This window comes from Vibrio sp. 10N.237.312.B06 (assembly GCF_041464685.1).
GTDB classification, from domain to species: domain Bacteria; phylum Pseudomonadota; class Gammaproteobacteria; order Enterobacterales; family Vibrionaceae; genus Vibrio; species Vibrio tasmaniensis_A.
On sequence record NZ_JBFSPI010000093.1, the window covers coordinates 1 to 19,590 of the forward strand.

At 43.3% G+C, this 19,590-nt stretch carries 17 protein-coding genes and 1 pseudogene; 12 read left to right on the forward strand and 6 right to left on the reverse strand.

From position 1 onward, the window contains the following. Nucleotides 1-651 precede the first annotated feature (651 nt). From AB6C75_RS19510 to AB6C75_RS19540, 7 genes and pseudogenes are all read left to right on the forward strand, one after another. Nucleotides 652-2,394, forward strand: a complete 1,743-nt coding sequence (locus tag AB6C75_RS19510) for an EAL domain-containing protein (protein ID WP_372108800.1) — start codon at nt 652-654, stop codon at nt 2,392-2,394. 226 nt (nt 2,395-2,620) lie between these two features. Further along, nucleotides 2,621-2,992: a GntR family transcriptional regulator gene (locus tag AB6C75_RS19515; RefSeq protein WP_012601023.1), complete on the forward strand. Its 372-nt coding sequence runs from the start codon at nt 2,621-2,623 to the stop codon at nt 2,990-2,992. Next, nucleotides 2,989-3,843 (forward strand): ABC transporter ATP-binding protein, encoded by an 855-nt coding sequence (locus AB6C75_RS19520; protein WP_372108802.1) that lies wholly within the window; start codon nt 2,989-2,991, stop codon nt 3,841-3,843. The genes AB6C75_RS19515 and AB6C75_RS19520 overlap by 4 nt, the downstream gene beginning before the upstream one ends. Next, entirely contained in the window at nt 3,843-4,700 is an 858-nt protein-coding gene (locus AB6C75_RS19525; protein WP_372108804.1) for a hypothetical protein, read from the forward strand. The genes AB6C75_RS19520 and AB6C75_RS19525 overlap by 1 nt, the downstream gene beginning before the upstream one ends. Before the next feature lie 977 nt (nt 4,701-5,677). Continuing rightward, the gene (locus AB6C75_RS19530; protein WP_372108806.1) at nt 5,678-5,965 is read left to right on the forward strand and encodes a putative quinol monooxygenase; all 288 of its coding nucleotides are present in this window, start codon (nt 5,678-5,680) and stop codon (nt 5,963-5,965) included. Then, a pseudogene (locus AB6C75_RS19535) lies at nt 5,965-6,051 on the forward strand (nitrate reductase); the annotation flags it as partial. The gene AB6C75_RS19530 and the pseudogene AB6C75_RS19535, both read left to right, overlap by 1 nt. A gap of 161 nt (nt 6,052-6,212) precedes the next feature. Then, entirely contained in the window at nt 6,213-6,650 is a 438-nt protein-coding gene (locus AB6C75_RS19540) for a bifunctional diaminohydroxyphosphoribosylaminopyrimidine deaminase/5-amino-6-(5-phosphoribosylamino)uracil reductase RibD (protein WP_009844742.1), read from the forward strand. Nucleotides 6,651-6,667: 17 nt separating this feature from the next. Here the strand turns inward: AB6C75_RS19540 and AB6C75_RS19545 are convergent, their stop codons facing one another. After that, entirely contained in the window at nt 6,668-7,120 is a 453-nt protein-coding gene (locus AB6C75_RS19545; protein ID WP_372108808.1) for an NUDIX pyrophosphatase, read from the reverse strand. Between the two features lie 291 nt (nt 7,121-7,411). Here AB6C75_RS19545 and AB6C75_RS19550 point away from each other — a divergent pair, with 291 nt between their 5' ends. From AB6C75_RS19550 to AB6C75_RS19560, 3 genes are all read left to right on the forward strand, one after another. Beyond that, entirely contained in the window at nt 7,412-9,124 is a 1,713-nt protein-coding gene (locus tag AB6C75_RS19550) for a pseudouridine synthase (protein WP_372108810.1), read from the forward strand. A 202-nt stretch (nt 9,125-9,326) separates the two neighbouring features. Then, nucleotides 9,327-9,707, forward strand: coding sequence for a hypothetical protein (locus AB6C75_RS19555; protein ID WP_372108812.1), 381 nt, complete (start codon nt 9,327-9,329; stop codon nt 9,705-9,707). Nucleotides 9,708-9,832: 125 nt separating this feature from the next. Then, nucleotides 9,833-10,849: an alpha/beta hydrolase family protein gene (locus AB6C75_RS19560; protein WP_372108814.1), complete on the forward strand. Its 1,017-nt coding sequence runs from the start codon at nt 9,833-9,835 to the stop codon at nt 10,847-10,849. A 20-nt stretch (nt 10,850-10,869) separates the two neighbouring features. On the opposite strand, the gene AB6C75_RS19565 is transcribed toward AB6C75_RS19560, so the two are convergent. The 5 genes from AB6C75_RS19565 to AB6C75_RS19585 form a co-directional block, all read right to left on the reverse strand. Further along, on the reverse strand, nt 10,870-11,934 hold the full coding sequence (locus tag AB6C75_RS19565) for a helix-turn-helix domain-containing protein (RefSeq protein ID WP_372108816.1): 1,065 nt from the start codon (nt 11,932-11,934) through the stop codon (nt 10,870-10,872). Between the two features lie 160 nt (nt 11,935-12,094). Further along, the gene (locus AB6C75_RS19570) at nt 12,095-13,453 is read right to left on the reverse strand and encodes a Na+/H+ antiporter NhaC family protein (protein ID WP_372108818.1); all 1,359 of its coding nucleotides are present in this window, start codon (nt 13,451-13,453) and stop codon (nt 12,095-12,097) included. Nucleotides 13,454-13,643: 190 nt separating this feature from the next. Further along, on the reverse strand, nt 13,644-14,408 hold the full coding sequence (locus AB6C75_RS19575) for a fumarylacetoacetate hydrolase family protein (RefSeq protein WP_372086998.1): 765 nt from the start codon (nt 14,406-14,408) through the stop codon (nt 13,644-13,646). Between the two features lie 67 nt (nt 14,409-14,475). Then, nucleotides 14,476-15,528, reverse strand: a complete 1,053-nt coding sequence (locus AB6C75_RS19580) for an MBL fold metallo-hydrolase (RefSeq protein WP_372108819.1) — start codon at nt 15,526-15,528, stop codon at nt 14,476-14,478. A gap of 187 nt (nt 15,529-15,715) precedes the next feature. Further along, a complete protein-coding gene (locus AB6C75_RS19585) occupies nt 15,716-17,500 on the reverse strand; it encodes an SgrR family transcriptional regulator (RefSeq protein WP_372108821.1) in 1,785 nt (594 codons plus the stop codon). 602 nt (nt 17,501-18,102) lie between these two features. Here AB6C75_RS19585 and rimK point away from each other — a divergent pair. Beyond that, complete coding sequence (gene rimK, locus AB6C75_RS19590) at nt 18,103-19,008, forward strand: 30S ribosomal protein S6--L-glutamate ligase (protein ID WP_019824669.1); 906 nt, start codon at nt 18,103-18,105, stop codon at nt 19,006-19,008. 32 nt (nt 19,009-19,040) lie between these two features. Next, nucleotides 19,041-19,469 carry a RimK/LysX family protein gene (locus tag AB6C75_RS19595; protein ID WP_102250231.1) on the forward strand — a complete coding sequence of 143 codons (429 nt, stop codon included), beginning with the start codon at nt 19,041-19,043 and terminating at the stop codon, nt 19,467-19,469. Nucleotides 19,470-19,590 lie beyond the last annotated feature (121 nt).

Genomic DNA, 19,590 nt, shown 5'->3' on the forward strand with positions numbered 1-19,590 from the left:
GAAATACGCGAAACGGGGTGGCTCTATCTCTAAACTTAATTACGCAACAAAGCCAATGATACTAGATATTACCTTTCTTATAAATCGGGTAATCTTGAGTTTATTTCCTTTATTTACATAAACTTAAATGACATAAAAATAAAATCAAGCCATCCTTATAGAAACAGTCCAACTACAGAAGTAAAAATAAGTGCAATACAAATTAACATAGAAAATAAAACTATATTCTCAAAATTAACAATAAATAAACCATATCGAGATAATCATAAAAAACCGGGCGATCTGACATATAAATAATTTAATCATATAAAACCAAAAGCCAAATTAGCTTTCCAAAGAGGGAATGACAAAAATTACAGAACAAGACAAAAAGTAAAAATCCAGCCCCTAGAAATGGATAAATGCCAAAATAAATGGATAAATCCACTTTACCCCTTGTAAATCATCAACTTTTATTTATAAATTCAAGTTTTGGGTGAACATCTCTATAACCTGTTATTGACCCCAAAATTCTGCGATTAGTATCAACATCTTGAGAGAAATAGTGACATTTTAGTTATGTTATTTAGAAAGGACTCTTAGGTTGAATGAAAATCTCAGCATCACATATCAATCACGTAAATATAATAACTATCGCTTAGGAGTTAAGCTATGCATTGTTCTTTCAATATAAACAATAACTATGAGAGCTTGCAATTAATTTATAATGAAGAAAAAATATACATAAAAAGGAACAGTAATAAGATATCAGAGGAAAGTCTTAATAGTAAAGAAAGTTTTGTTTTTAAATATCTTATTGAGCATTCATCGATATCAAACCCTCAATCTGCTAGAGATGTTGAAATGTCATTTAAATTACACTTCGATGAAGAGTTCAGCTTGTACGCTTTAAAGAACATTATTGCTTCGATAATAAAAAATTATAGGAATCTGTGTAAGAAAGCCAAAATTAACAATAATAGTGAACTTATCTCGAACATTTATAAGGTTGGTTATTTTATCGACCTAGATAAAAGTACAACCAACCGTATAACACCAAAATACAACATCAACCAATTCAAGCTCAGCCATATCGAGATGTTGAAGCTGATGCTCAACACTTACCAAAAAGAGTTGCTCAGAGGCTTTATAGCCGTTTGTACCGTTTCTTCATTTTTTTTGTTCGTTGTCTACTTCTTCCAAATCCTTTATACAACGAAAATTGCAGATGAATACAGTAAAAACGCAAAGCAAATAGTAGAGGAAGTAATGAACTATGGCTGTGATAGCGAAGTTGCAGTGTACGCATTGAGGCACTCACTTAACCTTGATTCTGTTTTGATGACAACGCCTTATGGTTCATGCTACATATCCAAAACACAATCAAAAATGGTTGAACTAGACCAAATTGAAAACTTTGACGATAGCCTAGATTTTGCTTATTCACACTTCTCAGGCCCCAAAGAGGACATCGAACTCATTGCGCGTATTTCTAAATGGTCTATTGAAGCTAGATATAAGAACTCATTACTCCCTCTTTTGGTTGATTCAGTTTCCATACAAAAAAATGGTCACTACATATTAAATCTAGGCGAAAACAGTCAGCCTATTTATCAAGCCCCACTTCCAACCGGTGCAACCATCACTTTCTACAGTGATGATATTGTGCTTCTGTGGGTCATTTTTTCTCTGGTGATCGCCACGCTACTTTATCGCTCATATATTCTTGGCTTTGGCATTTACCTGCTTCGTTGGCGACACATATCCTTCGAGGAAGAGCCCATAATCAACACTGACGACAATAGCGTTTTATATTACGAGTTATTGTCTAGAGTGCGTAACGTAGGCGTTCTGAGTTTCATCAACACCATGAGACGTACTAATTTGTTGACCTTTCATACTATTTTAATCATTGAAACAGTAAAAAAAGCGAAGTTAGACAATAGCCATGATATCTACGGTGTCAATGTGTGCCCGAGTGCGTTGGTGGAATCTAACTTTACAAAGCTCAAAGAGCATTTAGTCACGATGGAAGCGAATGAGTTTGTCGTAGAAATAACAGAGTATTCAAACATTGGCTATGGCTATGAGGTCATCGACAACATCAAAATGATCAAAGATCTTGGAATCACCATCGCGCTAGACGACTTTGGTACAGGTAACAACAACATTGAAATAATTAGTGCTATCTCTCCGACCTACCTAAAACTGGATCGTTGTTTTGTTAAAGACATTGAGTCAGGAGATTATCATCAAGGAGTATTGCTTAATATATCGGAGATTGGACGCTTATCAAACATCACGATGATTTATGAAGGTGTCGAGACGCGCAGGCAGCAATATATCTTATGTCAGTTAGGCTACAACCTACATCAAGGTTATCTGTACAGTAGACCTAGTCACTCGGAGGAGTAATTATCTACCACCTCATTTAAATATTGATGACCTCCCTTTTCTTGTTTAATTGCCATTGATCATACAACGACTTGAGAGCCCACAAGGAAGTAGGCTTCAAGCGTTCTCATAACCCAATACATTTCTCTCAAACATAAAAATATACTCTTCATTTTTATAAAAACCTTGCCAATCTGAATAAAAAGTTTAGTGTTATACACATATATATCACCATGCAGTTTTAATAATGACCGAATGGAAAGACGACCAACCGATCTTTAGGCAGCTAGCGGCAAAGATCAGTGACCAAATTCTTCAAGGTGTTTGGTTAGAGCAACAAGCACTGCCCTCTGTGCGTGCGGTTGCCGCCGATCTCAAGATCAACCACCTTACTGTCATGAAAAGCTACCAGTTACTGGTGGATGAAGGCTTGGTAGAGAAAAAACGCGGCCAAGGTATGTATGTCGCAGAAGGGGCACTTCAAAAATTGAAAGAGTCCGCACATCAATCATTCATCAACACACAGATCCCAGCCATCGCTGAGACGCTAGGCATCATTGATATGAGTGTCGAAGAACTCGTGAAACAGCTAGAACAACATATAAAGGACAAGTCATGAGTACTTTACTTTCAGTGAAAAACGTAACCAAAACCTATTCAAATCAAGTGGGTGTCGAGAACATCAACTTTGAGTTAAAACCGGGGCAAGTGCTTGGTCTGCTAGGCCACAATGGCGCAGGGAAATCGACTCTGATCAAATCACTGCTTGGCGGACACAGCTATCAAGGTGAGATAGAAGTTAACGGCTATCACCCTATCCACCAGCATGCAGAACTCATGTTGCACCTGTCGTACATTTCAGATGTTAATGTGCTACCCGAGTGGATGACCGTTAAACAACTGCTTCGATACACCCAAGGCGTGCACCCAAGCTTCAACAAGCAAAAAGCAGAACAGACGTTAAGTAGCACCAACATTAAGCTGTCTTCAACGATCAAACAGCTTTCTAAAGGGATGAAGGTACAACTTCACCTTGCAATCATTATCGCGACCGACACTCAAGTGTTGATCTTAGATGAGCCAACGCTAGGTCTAGATCTGCTCTACCGCGATACTTTTTATCGCCACCTCCTAGAGTGGTTCCATGACGGCGAACGCGCGATGATCATTGCCAGCCATGAGGTTTCAGAAATTGAACACCTATTAACGGACGTATTGATTCTAAAACAAGGCCATTGTGTGCTGCAAAAGAGCATGGAAGACATCGAGAACGACTATTTCATTATCGATGTCGCAAACAACCACTCAAGCGAAATTCAGAAACTCAATCCACTGACCTCACAGCCAGGGCTAGGAACCACTAAGTGGTTATTGGAAGGTCAATACAAAGCGCAAGTTGAATCATTGGGTAACATCTACAACGTTGGTCTCGCAGACCTATTCCTTGCAACACAGACGGAGAAGGCATAATGCACCCAACTTTTTATATGCTAGAAAAAGAACTGATCGAGCACAAAATTAACACTCGATTGCCTCTGTTTATCGCGTTATGTGGTTTCTTGCTGTTCGTTAGTTTGTTTTTCAATGGCGCAGCGCAGCATGAGTTTTTCTTCCAAATGGAAGTGAATGGTGACGTAAGCGACATACACAGAGAGTTCGCACAAGACCTCAACTCAGTGATCTACTTTGGTGCTGGCCTTATTTCACTCATACTTTCGACGCTTTACATCCCTAAAACACTGCGTAAAGAGCGCCAAGAAGGCAGTTCGATGTTTTGGAGAAGCATGCCAGTATCCAATGCCATGACTCACGGCGTGAAGCTAGGCTTCGGTCTAGTGGTTATTCCGGCTATCTGCGCGCTATTAGTTCTATTCGCTGACTTCCTATTCTGGATATTGAACGTCTCAAGCGAACAACAATTGGCATTGATAGTAGAGCAGCAATCACTGTTTTATGTGCTGAGCAATTGGTTGGTATTCTTTGGGCGAATGATGTTAGTTGCACTGGTTTTATTGCCACTAGCAACCGTTACCCTGGCAATTTCGCAGTTAGTGAATTCTCCACTGCTTGTCATTTTTATCTCAAGCTATGCGATTAAGTTACTCTCGGTCGCCGTATTTGGATTCTATGGCATCAATGACTTCTTCTCTCTCATCGCATCACTACCAATAAAGGTACTAACGGCGAGCAACCCATTCAGTGCGATTGCAGAAGCGCCGGTTTTGTCTTTGGGTATTTATGTACTGATTGGTGTTGGCGGCTGTCTGCTGAGCCTAAAGCTAAATAGAACGGACGATGTGAGCTTGAAGACGTTGTTCCAACGATAGAGTCACTTATTCTGAGCCCTCAACGGGTAATCAAATCAGATATCAAAATCTAAATCAAAGCTTCTGAGAAATCGGGAGCTTTTTATTGTTAGGTGCTTTGAATTCTAACAACGGTTTTCGTGATAGAGGCAAAGGTACGGATTGGTGGTTAGTTTTGGTTTTGCTTCAGAGAGCTGAGTACTGAGTGAAGTAAAGATAAACTAGGAGGTATTAATGAGCTGACATTGAATTGCATTACTGTTAATGCCTGCCAGCTCTTTGGGGGGATGATTTCTTTAGTCGCTGACCAGATGAAGGTCCTTGAGAGTGCTATTGAAATCGGTTTGTTGCGTTTTACATTTGATTAAGCTGTTCAGCTTTTTTAAAGCTTTACGATTTAAAGCTTATTTCTTTGAAGCTTCTTTCGCTGTGTCTTTCCAGTATTGGATGCGAACGCGATGAAGCTGTGCTCTTCTCATTTTTTTCATAAGGGATATTTCCTTTTCTTTATCTGCTCTTCATGAGCTATTTTTATTGCCTACCATTCGAATCTAACGGTGTTTGATGGCCAGATCAATGATACAAGTCACAAAATATATAGAGTTTCGAGTACCATTTACATCAAAGTATGACCTAGTTATCAACTATGGCTCAATTCAATCCTATGAGCCGCTGTTCAAAATTAAGGTTAGTTCTCTCAGATGACAAATTCATTTCAGTATCAATACAGTTCAGTGATACGTATTTAATAGACCGGACTAACACAGATTTAGTTCCCAATAATTTGTCTTTCCTACTCCTACCATTAACTGGCCTTTCTCGCGTAATACTTGTCTCCCTTCCAATTAAAGTTACGCTGTAACTTGCGTGCTTTTTGTATTGACTATTTTTTATTCACACAGGCCTATACGACACAAACTCAAAATGGGATTATGTTTGTAACGGAAGAGCTTTTAATAGAAAAAGACAGTAATGGATAAAATCAAATGGACGTGATCATGAGTAAAGTCATTCTACAAGGGCATATTCTTGTGCCAGACAACGACCTAGAAGCCGTCACACAAGCGCTGGCTGTTCATAAGGAACTCACACTCTCAGAACCCGGTTGTATCGTGTTTCGAGTCAGTCAAAGCTCACTTCAACCTAATCGTTTTGAAGTGTATGAAGAATTCACTAGCCGTGAGGCGTTTGAAGCGCACCAACAGCGAGTAAAAACGTCTGAATGGGGTGAAACCTCCAAGAACGTGACACGTCATTACCAAGTCACCGACGTTCCGACATCATAATGATACGTCCGCTAGCCAACCACATCGTCACGTTGATCAAACAAGATCCCTTACGAATGCAGGTTTTAGACTGTGTCGCTCAGCTGGATTCAAAATGAAAACCATTGACTAAAAGTCCAATCAGATCGAACATGCCCCCACTTGTTAGCTTATTAGCTTATTAGCTTAGTAAGTTAGTGACTAACCAGCTCATTAACCGCGCCTGGCGACTAACTGCTGCGCGCTCTCGTCATACTGAGTAACGACCATGAACCAACAATATATGCTGCAAGCTCTTGAAGCTTCGCGCCAAGCCCTACCCGATTGCCAACCAAACCCGCCTGTGGGTTGTGTTTTGGTGAAAAATGATAAGGTGGTGTCTGTTGGATATACGCAAAAGGTCGGTGGGAATCATGCCGAGGTTGAAGCACTGAATGGCTATGACTGCGAAACGGATGGAGAAATGGAAGGCGTTACCGCTTACGTAACTTTAGAGCCATGTTCATTTGTTGGCAGAACACCCGCTTGCGCCAGTACATTGGTTAAAGCAGGTGTAAAACACGTAGTAGTGGCGATGCTAGACCCTGACCCTCGCAATAATGGTCGTGGTGTGGCGATACTCGAGTCGCACGGCGTGAAAGTCGATGTAGGGTTATGCCAAGAACAGGTAAACGCCTTTTTAACCCCGTATCTTGGTAAGTCCTAGATCTTAAACAGCCAGTGCTAATTCAATTTCACTCGGTAAAGCGGATTGGCTGGCTTATCGACAAAATACGACCAAATATGATCGTAGACGGCATGTTGGTTGGGGAACGGCGCAAGTGCTTTCGCTTCCTCTAAATCGCACCAGCGGTACTCTGTATGTTCGTCATTCAGTTCAATCGCTTGGTTGGGTGGGCATAGCACCGCAAACAGAGGGATTAGCTGAATCACATTAACGTGAGCCTCGTAAAACTGCTCCAGAAACTGCGCGTTATACAAAGCTTCCATTTTAATTTGGGTCTCTTCTTCAAACTCGCGCACGATAGCCTGCCAGCCTGTTTCACCCGCTTCAATCGAGCCTGCGACGTGACACCAAAACTCGCCCTTTACACGCTTCATTAGTAGCATTTTCATTTGTCCGTCGATCTCTGAAAGAGCGACACCGGAGACAATCGAAGTATTGAGTGGAATCATAACGTTACCTTAGTTTTCATAAGAGGGCGGCAAGGCTACCACCCTTCGTTTGTGAAGTTACCTTCTATGATTAAAAACGAGAAGTTACTCATCAATTAATGAAGTTCAAGCCATAACTCATGGGTTCCGTGTTAACCGTCTCGCTTAGCTATCCAGTAATAGAACCATTTCTTATTTGAGGCGCTTTTCGATAAAGAGTAGAATCGCCGCCTTGTACTGTGTTTAAAACCTTTAAACATACACAGTAGACTCACAACCATTTATCACCACGATATAAGTATTAATACGACTATGCACTCATCAAAACCAACGCACGACTCAGAAAACAGCCATACTCCTGAGCATTGCTTCACTCGTTTTCAACAGCCGATCGAGTCATATTCGTTGCCTGAGCGTTTCACATTCCCGTTCTATTATGAACCGCATCCACTGTGTGAAATCGCCTCTCATCAGCTTCAACAATATCTAGAAACGCAAACCGATTGGCAACATGACTTCGGCTTAGATTCTGACGCAGGTCGCGGCAAAATGTTTGGTGTGTTACTGGTGAAAAGCCCTGAAGGTGAGCTTGGTTACTTCTCTGCTTTCTCTGGAAAAATCGCCGACCAAAACCTACTGCATCACTTTGTTCCGCCCGTATTCGACATGTTGAGTAGCGACAGCTTTTTCCATCAAGACACGGCCGACATGATGGCTGTGAATGCGAAATTTAAAGCGCTGCAAGCAAACGCTGATTACCTTGAACTGTGCGAGCAACTGGCACAACAAAAAGCACAAGCTGAACAAGAGATTGAAGCTCAGCGTTTATTAATTATAGAAGGCCGAAAAACACGTAAAGAACAACGCGAACAATGTAAAGAAAACCTTGATGAGCAAGCCTTCGAACAGCTAAATAACGAGCTAAACAAAGCCAGTGTTGCCGACAAGAACCAGCAGAAATACCTAAAACTCAACTGGGAACAGACGCTGCAAGTGTTGCAGGCTAAAGTTGATGTTTTCACTAATCAATTAGCTGAGCTAAAAGAGCAAAGAGCACACCTTTCTCATCAGCTTCAACACAAGTTGTTTTCACAATACGCTTTCCAAAATGCGGAAGGAAACATTGAGGATCTGAACCAGATCTTTGAAGACACCCCAAACAAGATACCACCAGCGGGTTCTGGCGAATGTGCCGCTCCCAAGCTGCTGCAATACGCGTATTTGAACGGTTACACACCGCTGGCATTGGCTGAATTTTGGTGGGGTCGTTCACCGAAATCGGAAATCCGTAAGCACAAGAAATACTACGCGTCTTGCCAAAGTAAGTGTGTACCGATTTTAGGCCATATGATGAAAGGCTTGGAAGTCGATCCCAACCCATTGCTAGAGAACCCAGCAGAAGGCAAAGACCTCGATATCCTGTTCCAAGACGATCACATCGTTGTGGTACACAAACCAGCAGGTTTTCTATCCGTACCGGGTAAAACCATAAAAGATTCGGCCTACACTCGTGTTCAAGAAATGCATCCCGATGTTGAAGGGCCATTTGTTATCCACCGCTTGGATATGGCGACCTCTGGCATTCTAATATTTGCGCTTACACGACGTGCGAACAAAAGCCTACAGAAGCAGTTCATTACTCGTGAAGTTGAGAAGCGTTACGTGGCAATGATAGAAGGCGTTTTAGAGCAAGATGAAGGTTATGTTCGACTGCCATTGCGTGGTGATTTGTATGACCGTCCTCGTCAGATTGTCTGCTTCGAACACGGCAAGCCTGCGGAAACCAAATGGGAAGTGATTGAGCGAAACGAGCAAACTACTAAGGTTTACCTGCACCCTAAAACAGGGCGTACGCACCAGTTGCGTGTTCACTGTTCACACGAAGAAGGCCTTAACATGCCTATCGTCGGTGATGGCCTATATGGCAATAAAGCCGACCGACTGCACCTACACGCAGAAAGGCTAGCACTGCACCACCCAGTCACCAAAGAGTGGATGGAGTTCCAGTTCGACGCCGAATTCTAAGCGTTAAGACTACTTTCTGCGTTAAGCCTATTTTCTGCGTTGAGCCTAGGAGATAAACCAGAGTCACAAACCATTTGTGACTCTGACTCCCTCTTTCTCCTACCCCTTTCGGATAATTCACCACGCTTATTGCACTACATCAAGGTCCACTTTGTTGTGAGGAGTAGCATGCGCCTCTTCTTCTTTCCTTGAGGCCTTTGATATGTCATCAGCTGCTTTGAATATACAACCCAACACAACGACTTCTTCCGTGATCGCTTCGCAAGCACTAAGCTTGAAACCACTCACAAACAAAAAGCCAGACTTAAACTCGGCAATGCTCAATCTAATTGAAGAAGTTAAAAACGAACTCCCTCTTTACGAGTCGGAGACGTTTATCTGTGGACCGAAAGGAAACTGCTCTGGTTGTTCTAAGAAACTACTGGAGATGGTCGACAGTGAGTTGATGTATTGGGAACACAGCATTTCAATTGGTCAAGGCCCTAACTTCGAAGAGCTGCGTCGCTTTGGTAAGCTATGCAGCAGCGTTAGACGTGGCTTAGAGCGAAACGGGTTGGTAGAAAAACGTCCAAGACGTAGATAACCTAAAACTGAGCCGAAAATTCGGTAATGAAACACGATTTAGGGCGTCCTCGATCGTGTTTGAGGTCTCGCATTCACTGACTTTAGCGCATATTGGCTCCAATCACCTAAATTGGAGTTCAAACCATGAAATGGACACGTTTACTGTTCACATCCCTACTTTTCCTTTGCAGTTCAGCCATCGCTTCCGATGTCGGGTTCACTCAAGTCACCTTAACTGACGATCCTAATCGCCCGCTAAACACTGCCATTTGGTATCCCACACTAGATGCATCAGACACAACCTTGATTGGCGATAACCCAGCCTTCATCGGCACGCAAGTCATCAAAGATGGAGAGATTCAATCCGGCACTTTTCCAGTAGTACTGTTATCACACGGTTACCGAGGAAACTGGCGAAACCAAAACTGGTTGGCGACCGAACTTGCGAGTCGTGGCTACATCGTAGCGGCCACTGACCATCCGGGAACCACTTCTTTCGACCAATCCCCGAAGCAAGCAGCGAAATGGTGGGAGAGACCACAAGATATGTCACGCATTCTGGACTACTTGTTATCCCAAACCCAGTGGAAGCAATTTGCTAACGCTGAAAATGTTACCGCAATCGGGCACTCTCTAGGTGGCTGGACTGTAATGCAACTGGCTGGAGCTAAACTGGATAGACCAACCTTTGAGGCTAATTGTTTGGTATACCCGAACCCACGAATTTGTGGACTCGCTGTGGAGTTAGGGCTATCCAAAGTCCAAGCCCAAGAGCCAAGCAATAAAGACCTTTCAGACCCTCGAATTCAACGTGTAGTTAGCCTTGATCTGGGGCTTGCTCGCAGCTTCTCAGTCGGCAGCTTAAATGACATCACAGTGCCAACCTTAATACTCGCAGCTGGAATCGATATTGGGGGAGATCTACCTCAGGCATTAGAGTCTGGCTACATTGCTGAGCACATGCCTCTTAATTTAAGACGTTATAAGGTCTATGAAAGCGCTACCCATTTCAGCTTCATTCAAAGCTGCAAACCTGGGGCAATACCAATACTTGAAGAAGAAGTGCCAGGCGATGGCATTATCTGTAAAGATGGCGTTAGTACATCACGCGACAGGCTGCATCAATTGTTCTTAAACGACATTGTTAGTTTTCTGAACTGATAAACGGAAAGCAAACACACTCAATCTAACACTTGTGGCGAACTTCGATACTCACTCGGAGTTTGCCCAGTTATCCTTGAAAACTCTCGATTGAAATTGGACTTGGTCTGAAAGCCCGAACTAAGAAAGATGTCAGTTATCGCTTCATCACTTTGCTTCAGGAGAGTCTTAGCATGCTCAATTCGATAGGTGTTAATCACCTTTGAAATGTTCTGGTGGTGAGTTTGATTAACCGCAGACGATATTTTTCGAGCTGGGATACCTAGCTTTCTCGCCACTCGATTGAGGGACAAATCAGGATCTTTGAACACCTGATGATCCTTCATTAATGCATCAAACTTAGCGACGATTTGCGGGACTTCTTCATCGACTTTTAAGCTTGTCGACGATACCGCAGATACATCAATGTCTTCAGGAGAATAGCTTGGTGTTGTCAGTTCACTCTGCTGTTGGTTTTGTTCCTGAATCGGAGACGTACTGGTGCTGACAACAATCACAGTCCCAACAATCGCAGGAATAAGAACTAAGTAGCTAATAGATAGGATCAAGTCTGTGTGTTGTGCGTTGAGCAGCAAAATATCATACGAGATAATGCTATCCACGAGAGCTGAAAACAGTAAGGCTATACCAGCCGTACGCTCTGCATACAAAACATTCGATACATCACTCAGCCTGACGTGCTCTGGAAAGTTAAACGATGACTTCAACAACAAGCAGCCATAGCCGAGGTACAACGAGATCAACAATAGATCAATCGTTCCATCCCAAATATACGAATAAGAAAAGGAGCCAACCAGAACAACCACTGGGCCTAAGCAATGCAAAAGAGACAAAGGTTTACTTCTATGAACTCCCGCAAAGCAGAGCCATGCAGCCACCGGTACACTTGCCCCTAGAACCGGTTGTAAGAAACGGAACAGTGCAATATCAAACGTCCAACGTAGCCCAACGACAGTAATCATCAACGCACACAACATAATAAACCAAAACGGTTTTTGGCTTGTTTGTGGGTAACGATATCGAAGCAAAACAGCCGTGATAAATAACAACAGAGCAGCAACAAATGGCAGGGGAATGGCGAGCATTAAAGTTCCATTTTAATAACAGAGTATATAGCGTCGATAGCTCAATAAGTATCGATGATAACTTGAACTCATGGTAATTCATTCGCCATATATAATAAAGACTCCTAGTCAGGAGCCTTTATTATCAAAATCAGTGATAACTAAGTTTGGTCAGTTGCTATTAAGCGTTAGCCACTTGGCGCGCTGGGTGTTTGATAAACACAGCGACTACAGCCACGATTGCAAGTGCAAAACAGTAGTATGAGTTAGACACGATTTCCAAAGGCGATAGGTTAAATACCGAACCTAATAGCAATACCTGCGCACCGTAAGGCAATACGCCTTGAATCACACAAGAGAAAATATCCAACAAGCTTGCTGAGCGACGTGGAGACACATTGTTCTCTTCCGCCAATTGGCGAGCCACACTACCAGAAACAATGATTGCTACCGTATTGTTTGCCGTACATAGGTTCACCATAGATACCAAGCCAGCAATACCTAGCTCACTCGCACGGCCATTCGCTTGCTTAGAGTGGGAAGAACCAAACGCACGAATCAGACCGCTTACAAGGTTAGTTAGGAACGCTAATCCACCTTGACGACGCATTAGCTCACTCAAACCACCAATCAGCATCGACAGTAAGAAAATCTCCTGCATGTTGCCAAAACCTGCATAGATATCTTGAGCGTAATCCGTCATACCGTAGTTCTCAATAGAACCTAAACTCACGCCACCCGCTAGCAAGATACCAATGGTCAGCACGACGAATACATTCATGCCCGATACCGCAAGAATCAGAATAGTGATGTACGGCAGAACTTTGAGCCACTCAATTGAGCCTGTTTCAGGCACTTGAGTTGCCGTGCTATTGAAAGCAAAGATGACAATCGCTATCAATGCAGCAGGAAGTGCAATGCGGATGTTCTCTTTAAACTTGTCTCTCATCTCACAGCCTTGTGAACGAGTCGCCGCAATCGTGGTATCAGAGATGATTGAAAGGTTGTCACCAAACATCGCGCCACTTAGCACCACACCAGCAGTCAGAGGAATACTCATGCCAGCTGAGTCAGCAATACCTAGCGCAACAGGGGCAACCGCAGCGATGGTACCCATCGACGTACCCATTGCGGTCGCAATGAAAGCAGAAATAAGGAAGATACCCGGTAAAATCATGCTTGTCGGAATCGCCGACAGCCCAAGGTTTACGGTTGCGTCAACGCCGCCTGACGCTTTAGCTACAGCCGCAAAAGCACCCGCCAATAGGTAGATCATACACATTGCGATAATGTCTTTGTGACCTACTCCACCTAAGAACTGTTCGATAGCACGGTTCAATTTATCTTTGCTTAGCAACAACGCTAGCATCACTGCAGGCAAAGCCGCAATCGGAGCTGGAAGCTGATAGAAAGCAAAATCGACGCCTTGCAGTGACAAGTACGTACCTACGCCAATAAACAGCGCTAGGAACACGATCAGAGGGATAAGCGCAACTGCAGAAGGTGCAATTACAGCATTAGAATTTTTTGAATTGGACATGGAACATCAACGCAATAGAACAGGAAGATGAACAGACTAATGTCACACTTAAGGCTTGTCAACGTCTAGACGTCTAAACGCCCAATTTAATGCAAAGTAATAAGCACATCATTGAACATCACATAATAGAAAAGGCTACTTACTAACCAGTAAATAGCCTTTCGAGAACAGATCATGTAAGCAGAAAACTTTATAACTTTTGTTTAAATATCACTTCATATTCGCCCAGCTCGTCATAACGTACTGTCGTTAGTTTATCGAATTCGACTTCAACAACACCACAATATGACCCGGTAATAATGGCCTCCCCCGCTTCGAAGCTAACACCGCGTTGAGTCATGGTGTTAATCAGCCAATAGATAGGAGTTTGTGGTAGTGAGTTTGGGTGCTTACCAGTGAAGGCTTGCACTTTCTCATCTTGAGTAATAGCAATCTCAAAGTTCGCCGCTGCAAAAGCGCTCTCTTTACTAAGCTCAGGGCCAAGAAACAAACCTTGATTAGCTAAGCCATCGGCCAACACTTCATAGAACTCTACGCCACTATCATCGGCAAAGCGGGATTGAATAAGCTCTAAAGCCATGCGACACGAACCGATAGCCTCATTAACTTGCTCTTCAGTGTAACCATTGGAATTTGCTGGTAAAGGCTTGGCCAAGACAAAAGCAATTTCAGGTTCAATACGAACTACTCCGTTATCCGAAAAAGCCTCGCATTCAGAACCAAACTGAACGCTATCTTCGAAAATAGGCGCAACGATCAACTTCTCTTCGCTCAATGGCAACAGGCATTTCCAACCACCGACTTTACTGCGGTGAAGGTCAACCATTGATGCTTGAATGTGTAAAGAATCTTCAAGGTTGTTCGGGCGAAATTGATCACTCATTCGCGCTGCTTTCATACCAGCAACTCGGTAGCTTAGTAACTCCTTTGCCGCTTGTCTAAACTTACTTTGCATGTCTTATCACCCTGAAATTATAGGGCTTTATAATACTGAAATTTATAGCTTGTGGGTAGGTATCCAATTACAGTTTCCACCATGCTTGAACAGGTACTGGTTCTGAAATCACCAAACGTTCACCCATCACTGGGCTTACCATTTGTACATCTCGCTCTTTGCTTATCGCCAGTGCTTGTTCCATTGGGTCTTGCCAATCATGCATAGAAAGGTCGAAGGTACTGTTGTGGATTGGCATCATCACCTTACCTTGCAGATCAATGTGCGCCTGAACACTCTGTTCTGGGAACATATGAATATCCGCCCAAAGAGAATTATACGCGCCCGTTTCAACCATGGTTAAATCAAACGGCCCAAAACGGTCGCCAATCTCTTTAAAGCCCTTGAAGTAACCAGAGTCACCGCTAAAGAAGACTTTTTTGTCGGAAGCGTTAATAACCCAGCTACCCCACAGTGTTTGGTCACGATCAAGCAAGCCACGTCCAGAGAAGTGCTGTGTCGGCGTTAACGTGAACTCAATGTCTGAGGCTGTTGCCGATTCCCACCAGTTCAATTCAATGATCTTCTCTTTATCCACGCCCCACTTTTCCAATAGTGCGCCCACTCTTAATGGCACTAAGAACATCCCCACTTTGTCAGCGAGCACCTTAACAGCGCCTTTGTCTAAATGGTCGTAGTGATCGTGGCTGATCACCACCACATCAATATCGGGTAGGTCTTGCAGGGTGATTGGTGTCGGATGAAAACGTTTTGGCCCCATCCATTGCACGGGTGATGCACGATCACTGAACACAGGGTCAGTCATCACTAGCTTCCCATCCAGTTTCATCATCACACTGGAGTGACCTAAGCGGTAAGCAACGTCGTCTTGTTCTTCGATCAATTGCTCAGCTGTCATTGGAATCAAAGGCAATGCAGCACGCGGCCCTGGCTCGTTTCTTTCCACTGTCACGTATGCTTTCAAGATTGAAAAAATATCAGACATACCCGATTTGTATTCCAACTCACTGTTAGCAAACTTCTTTGGAAGCTTATCTAGATTGTCGTTTGATTGTGAACCTGTGCTTACGATAGCGACCACGGCAAGTACTCCTAAAATCGGTAATAGATATTTTTTCATTGGTATCTCTTCATCGGTTGAGATAAGCCCAACACATAAACTACACCGACTAGTTTACATGTCAAAACCAAAAAGTAAACCAATGAGTGTAATTTTTAATTTATCTAGACGTAAGCGTGTCAAAGTCGATTTTGGAAAAACCAACTTTGGCAACGAGTTAACTTAGTTATTTAGCTAGTAAGAAAGGTTAATCAGCAGACCATACATTCTTGAAATCTGGCCATCCCCAGTTGGTGATGGCTACGTTTTTCAGAATCCCTTGGAAACGAACGGTCTGTAAGTGATGGAACATAGGCACTAACCAATAATCTGAGATCAGAGTAGACGCGATGGGTTCTAACTCTGCCAAGTAATTAGGCAGTTCCACGGATGCTTTATGACTATCCAAGCGCTGCTTGAGCCAGTCACTGTTCATCTCTCCTAAAGCAGAGTGCAAAACAGGATCATTCATCATCCACGAAAACAGCGAAGACGGGGCATTGTCATCGAGATTTAGGTTACACAGCACCAGATCCTCCTTTAACTCGCCACTCTGAGAGAGCTGAGCCAACTCTCGAAAACTGTAGGAGTTCACCTCAACGTCCACACCATATCGTTTGAGTATATCGGATACGCAAATCGCACATCGATACAACGCATAATAGTCGTAAACCGCAATACTCATCTTTTCCGGCAGTTGTGCCTCTTTCGAAGGCGTTCGATACAATTTCTGCCAACTTGGCAGTATATTTTGAGCTAAAGAGACACTAAACAGACCCTTGTTATGTTCCAACTGAGACAAAATCTCTTGTGGGTTGGTCAGTTCTGAAAGGTATTTGCGCTGCTCATTATTTAGTGGGCTAGCCGCTGAGTTCTGATTGAAGAGGATAAACAAACACCCATCCTCGACTCGGCTACGAAGGCCGTCTGTGTCTGCTGAAACAAGTTCCGCATCGCTTTTCCCTAACTGATGGAAGCAAGAAGAATCTTCATAAGGCGATACGTGCATTTGGCTATCATCGAAACGAGCAGTGCCCGTCATTGATTCCTCAAACTGCCAGATGGTCACCTCATCAGTTAACGAGCGACAACCATAATAGTGCTCAAATGCGGCGAGCTTGATTCGTTCATTGTTGGTCTCAACCACTTTAAATGGGCCGGTTCCAATAACAGCATGGGACACAGAACTTAATGGAGACGGTTCACGGGTGACTTGCGCTGCGGGTTGAATCGAATATTTAACGCCAGCAAGTAAACCAGCAAAGCCGGTATCTGCTTTGGTGAGTTGAAAGCTGATCCTCAATGGCTGTTCACTGTAAACCGTAGCGACATGGGCGAGCTCTGTCTGATAGAAAGGTAAGGTTTGCAACGCAGAAAACATCGAAACTAATTGCTTAGCATCCACAGGTTGCCCGTCATGGAAAGTAAGTCCCGGGCGCAGATAAAAAGTCCAAACGAGCTTTTCAGCATCATATTGCCAATGATGCGCCAGTTCAGGCTTCAACTCGCCTTTGCCATTACAAGTCACTAAACAACTGAACACTTGCCTGATCAAAAATCGCTCACTACTACGATGAATATGATGCGGAAACAGGTCTTCGAACTTACGTTTGTAGGTTAATTGGACGTGCAGTAACCCTTCGCGCATCGTCGCACCGGATGTTTCTTGGAGAAGAGAGCCAAACACTGCGCGGTCATCATCCAAAATAGAGAGCGCTTTTTCGTACTTACCCTGCTCTATCAGCTTGCTGGCAACATGTTGAGTCAGTTGTTGATTGCTAAAGCGCAATGTCAGGTTAGAACGTTGATTCCTGCCGACTTTTGGCTCCCACACCACCCATTCAGCTTGATGCATCTTGCCGAGTAAGGTTCGTGCATGGCGCAAACTGGTAAACAGCTTGTCTGCCACCTCAGTCAAAGTCACCGAATGTGAGATGTTTGGCTCGAACGAATCCAGCCGAGTGTAGTAACGCATCATGTTTAGATCAGACAAATAATGAACCTTTTAGAAACAACCCTTCCTCATAAAGCCGATTATAAAACACATTTGTCTTTAAGTGACGATAAAAGACAAAAACAGGAACAACTTACCAAAAAACAGTCTGTTTATTACTTCCTGTTAAATGGCCATAATTAATGGGTCAGCAAGGAACTTTGAGTTCCCACCAAAGCCTAATACAAGAGAAGTAATCATCATGAGAAAATACTATCTTAATAAGCTAAAAAGCACCTGTAGCAAGCTCGAAAGAGAAGCACTACGAACACTTATAGAGCTATGTAACTGGCGTTATTAGTACACTTTTAAGCACCGAGTTAACGCGAGTTGAGTACAACCTAATATGCTCCTACCCCCAATATGAGTTTGGTCTCAACTCGCTTTTCCATTCCAAACCCCCTCTCAACCTAGTTGTACCAATCGCTCACGCATTCGATAAATTTCTGTTGTCGACTCGACAAATTTAATTCGTTTTCTTAGTTAAACGAAAAGCCTTAAGGTTCGCCCCGAAGCAAGCAAGGAGCCTCAGAAAAACTGAAAGCTCAGCTAACAACTAATTTATTTGCAGTTACCAATCAGGTATTAACTAAGGAAACGCCATGCGTATCGCAATTCTTTCTCGCAACGAAAATCTATACTCTACTTCTCGCTTAAAAGCGGCTGGAGAAGCACGTGGTCACCAGGTCGATGTTATCGACACGCTGCACTGTGATATAGATATTGCGAGTAACAATCCGAAGATTCGCTACATGGGTGAAGAGCTACCTCAATACGATGCTGTTATTCCACGTATTGGCGCTTCCATTACCTTTTACGGAACTGCGGTTGTTCGCCAATTCGAAATGATGGGCACTTTTTGTATCAATGAGTCAGTTGCAATCAGTCGTTCTCGCGACAAACTGCGGTCACTACAACTGTTGTCTCGCAAAGGTATTGGCTTACCAAAAACAGGTTTCGCTAGCCGCCCAGACAAGATTCAAGACTTGATCAAAAACGTAGGTGGCGCGCCACTGGTTATCAAGCTTCTTGAAGGTACTCAAGGTATCGGTGTGGTTCTAGCTGAAACAAACAAAGCAGCAGAAAGCGTTATCGAAGCATTCATGGGCCTAAAAGCGAACATCTTGGTTCAAGAGTTCATTGAAGAAGCAAATGGCGCAGACATCCGTTGTTTTGTTGTTGGCAACAAAGTAATTGCAGCGATGAAGCGTCAGGCTGGTGAGGGTGAATTCCGCTCTAACCTGCACCGTGGCGGTACAGCTCAACTGGTTAAACTAACCAAAGAAGAGCGCGCTACAGCAATCAATGCTGCGAAAATCATGGGTTTAAACCTATGTGGTGTTGATATTCTACAATCTAAGAATGGCCCTGTTGTAATGGAAGTTAACTCTTCTCCTGGCCTAGAAGGTATTGAGAAAGCGACGGGCAAAGATGTAGCAGACATGATTTTCGAATTCATCGAAAAAAATGCAAAACCAAACGCTAACCGTACTCGTGGCAAAGGCTGATTTAACGCCGTTAACTCATGATTGGAAATGACATGAACAATAAAATGATCATAGGGAATACAGAAGCACTTTGCTTACCAGAGTTAGGGATAACTGGACTACATACACGTGTTGATACAGGGGCTAAAACCTCTTCTCTACACGTAGACAATCTACTATGTGTAAAAACAGACGGTGAGAACTTCGTTGAATTCGATCTTCACCCAGACGTTTACCACCTAGAAGAGACAGTGCGCTGCAAAGCGAAACTGAAAACAAGTAAAAGAATCAAATCATCGAACGGCGAAGTTGAACACCGTTGTGTGATTGAAACCATGCTAAAAATCGGCGGTCAGGAATGGCCTATCGATATCACGCTAAGCAACCGTCAAGATATGACTTATATGATGCTGCTTGGTCGTCAAGGCATGAGTGACAAAGTGATTGTTGACCCAGCGGGGGAATTTCTAATTTCTCACTAATTGAACTGCTCCACAGCTCAAATAGTGAGTCAACAACGCGCATTAATAAAGGCCAGTCTTTGAGACTTAATGCCGTTCGGATAAGCATTATTGCTTGAACCTGAACGGATATTTGGCTGGG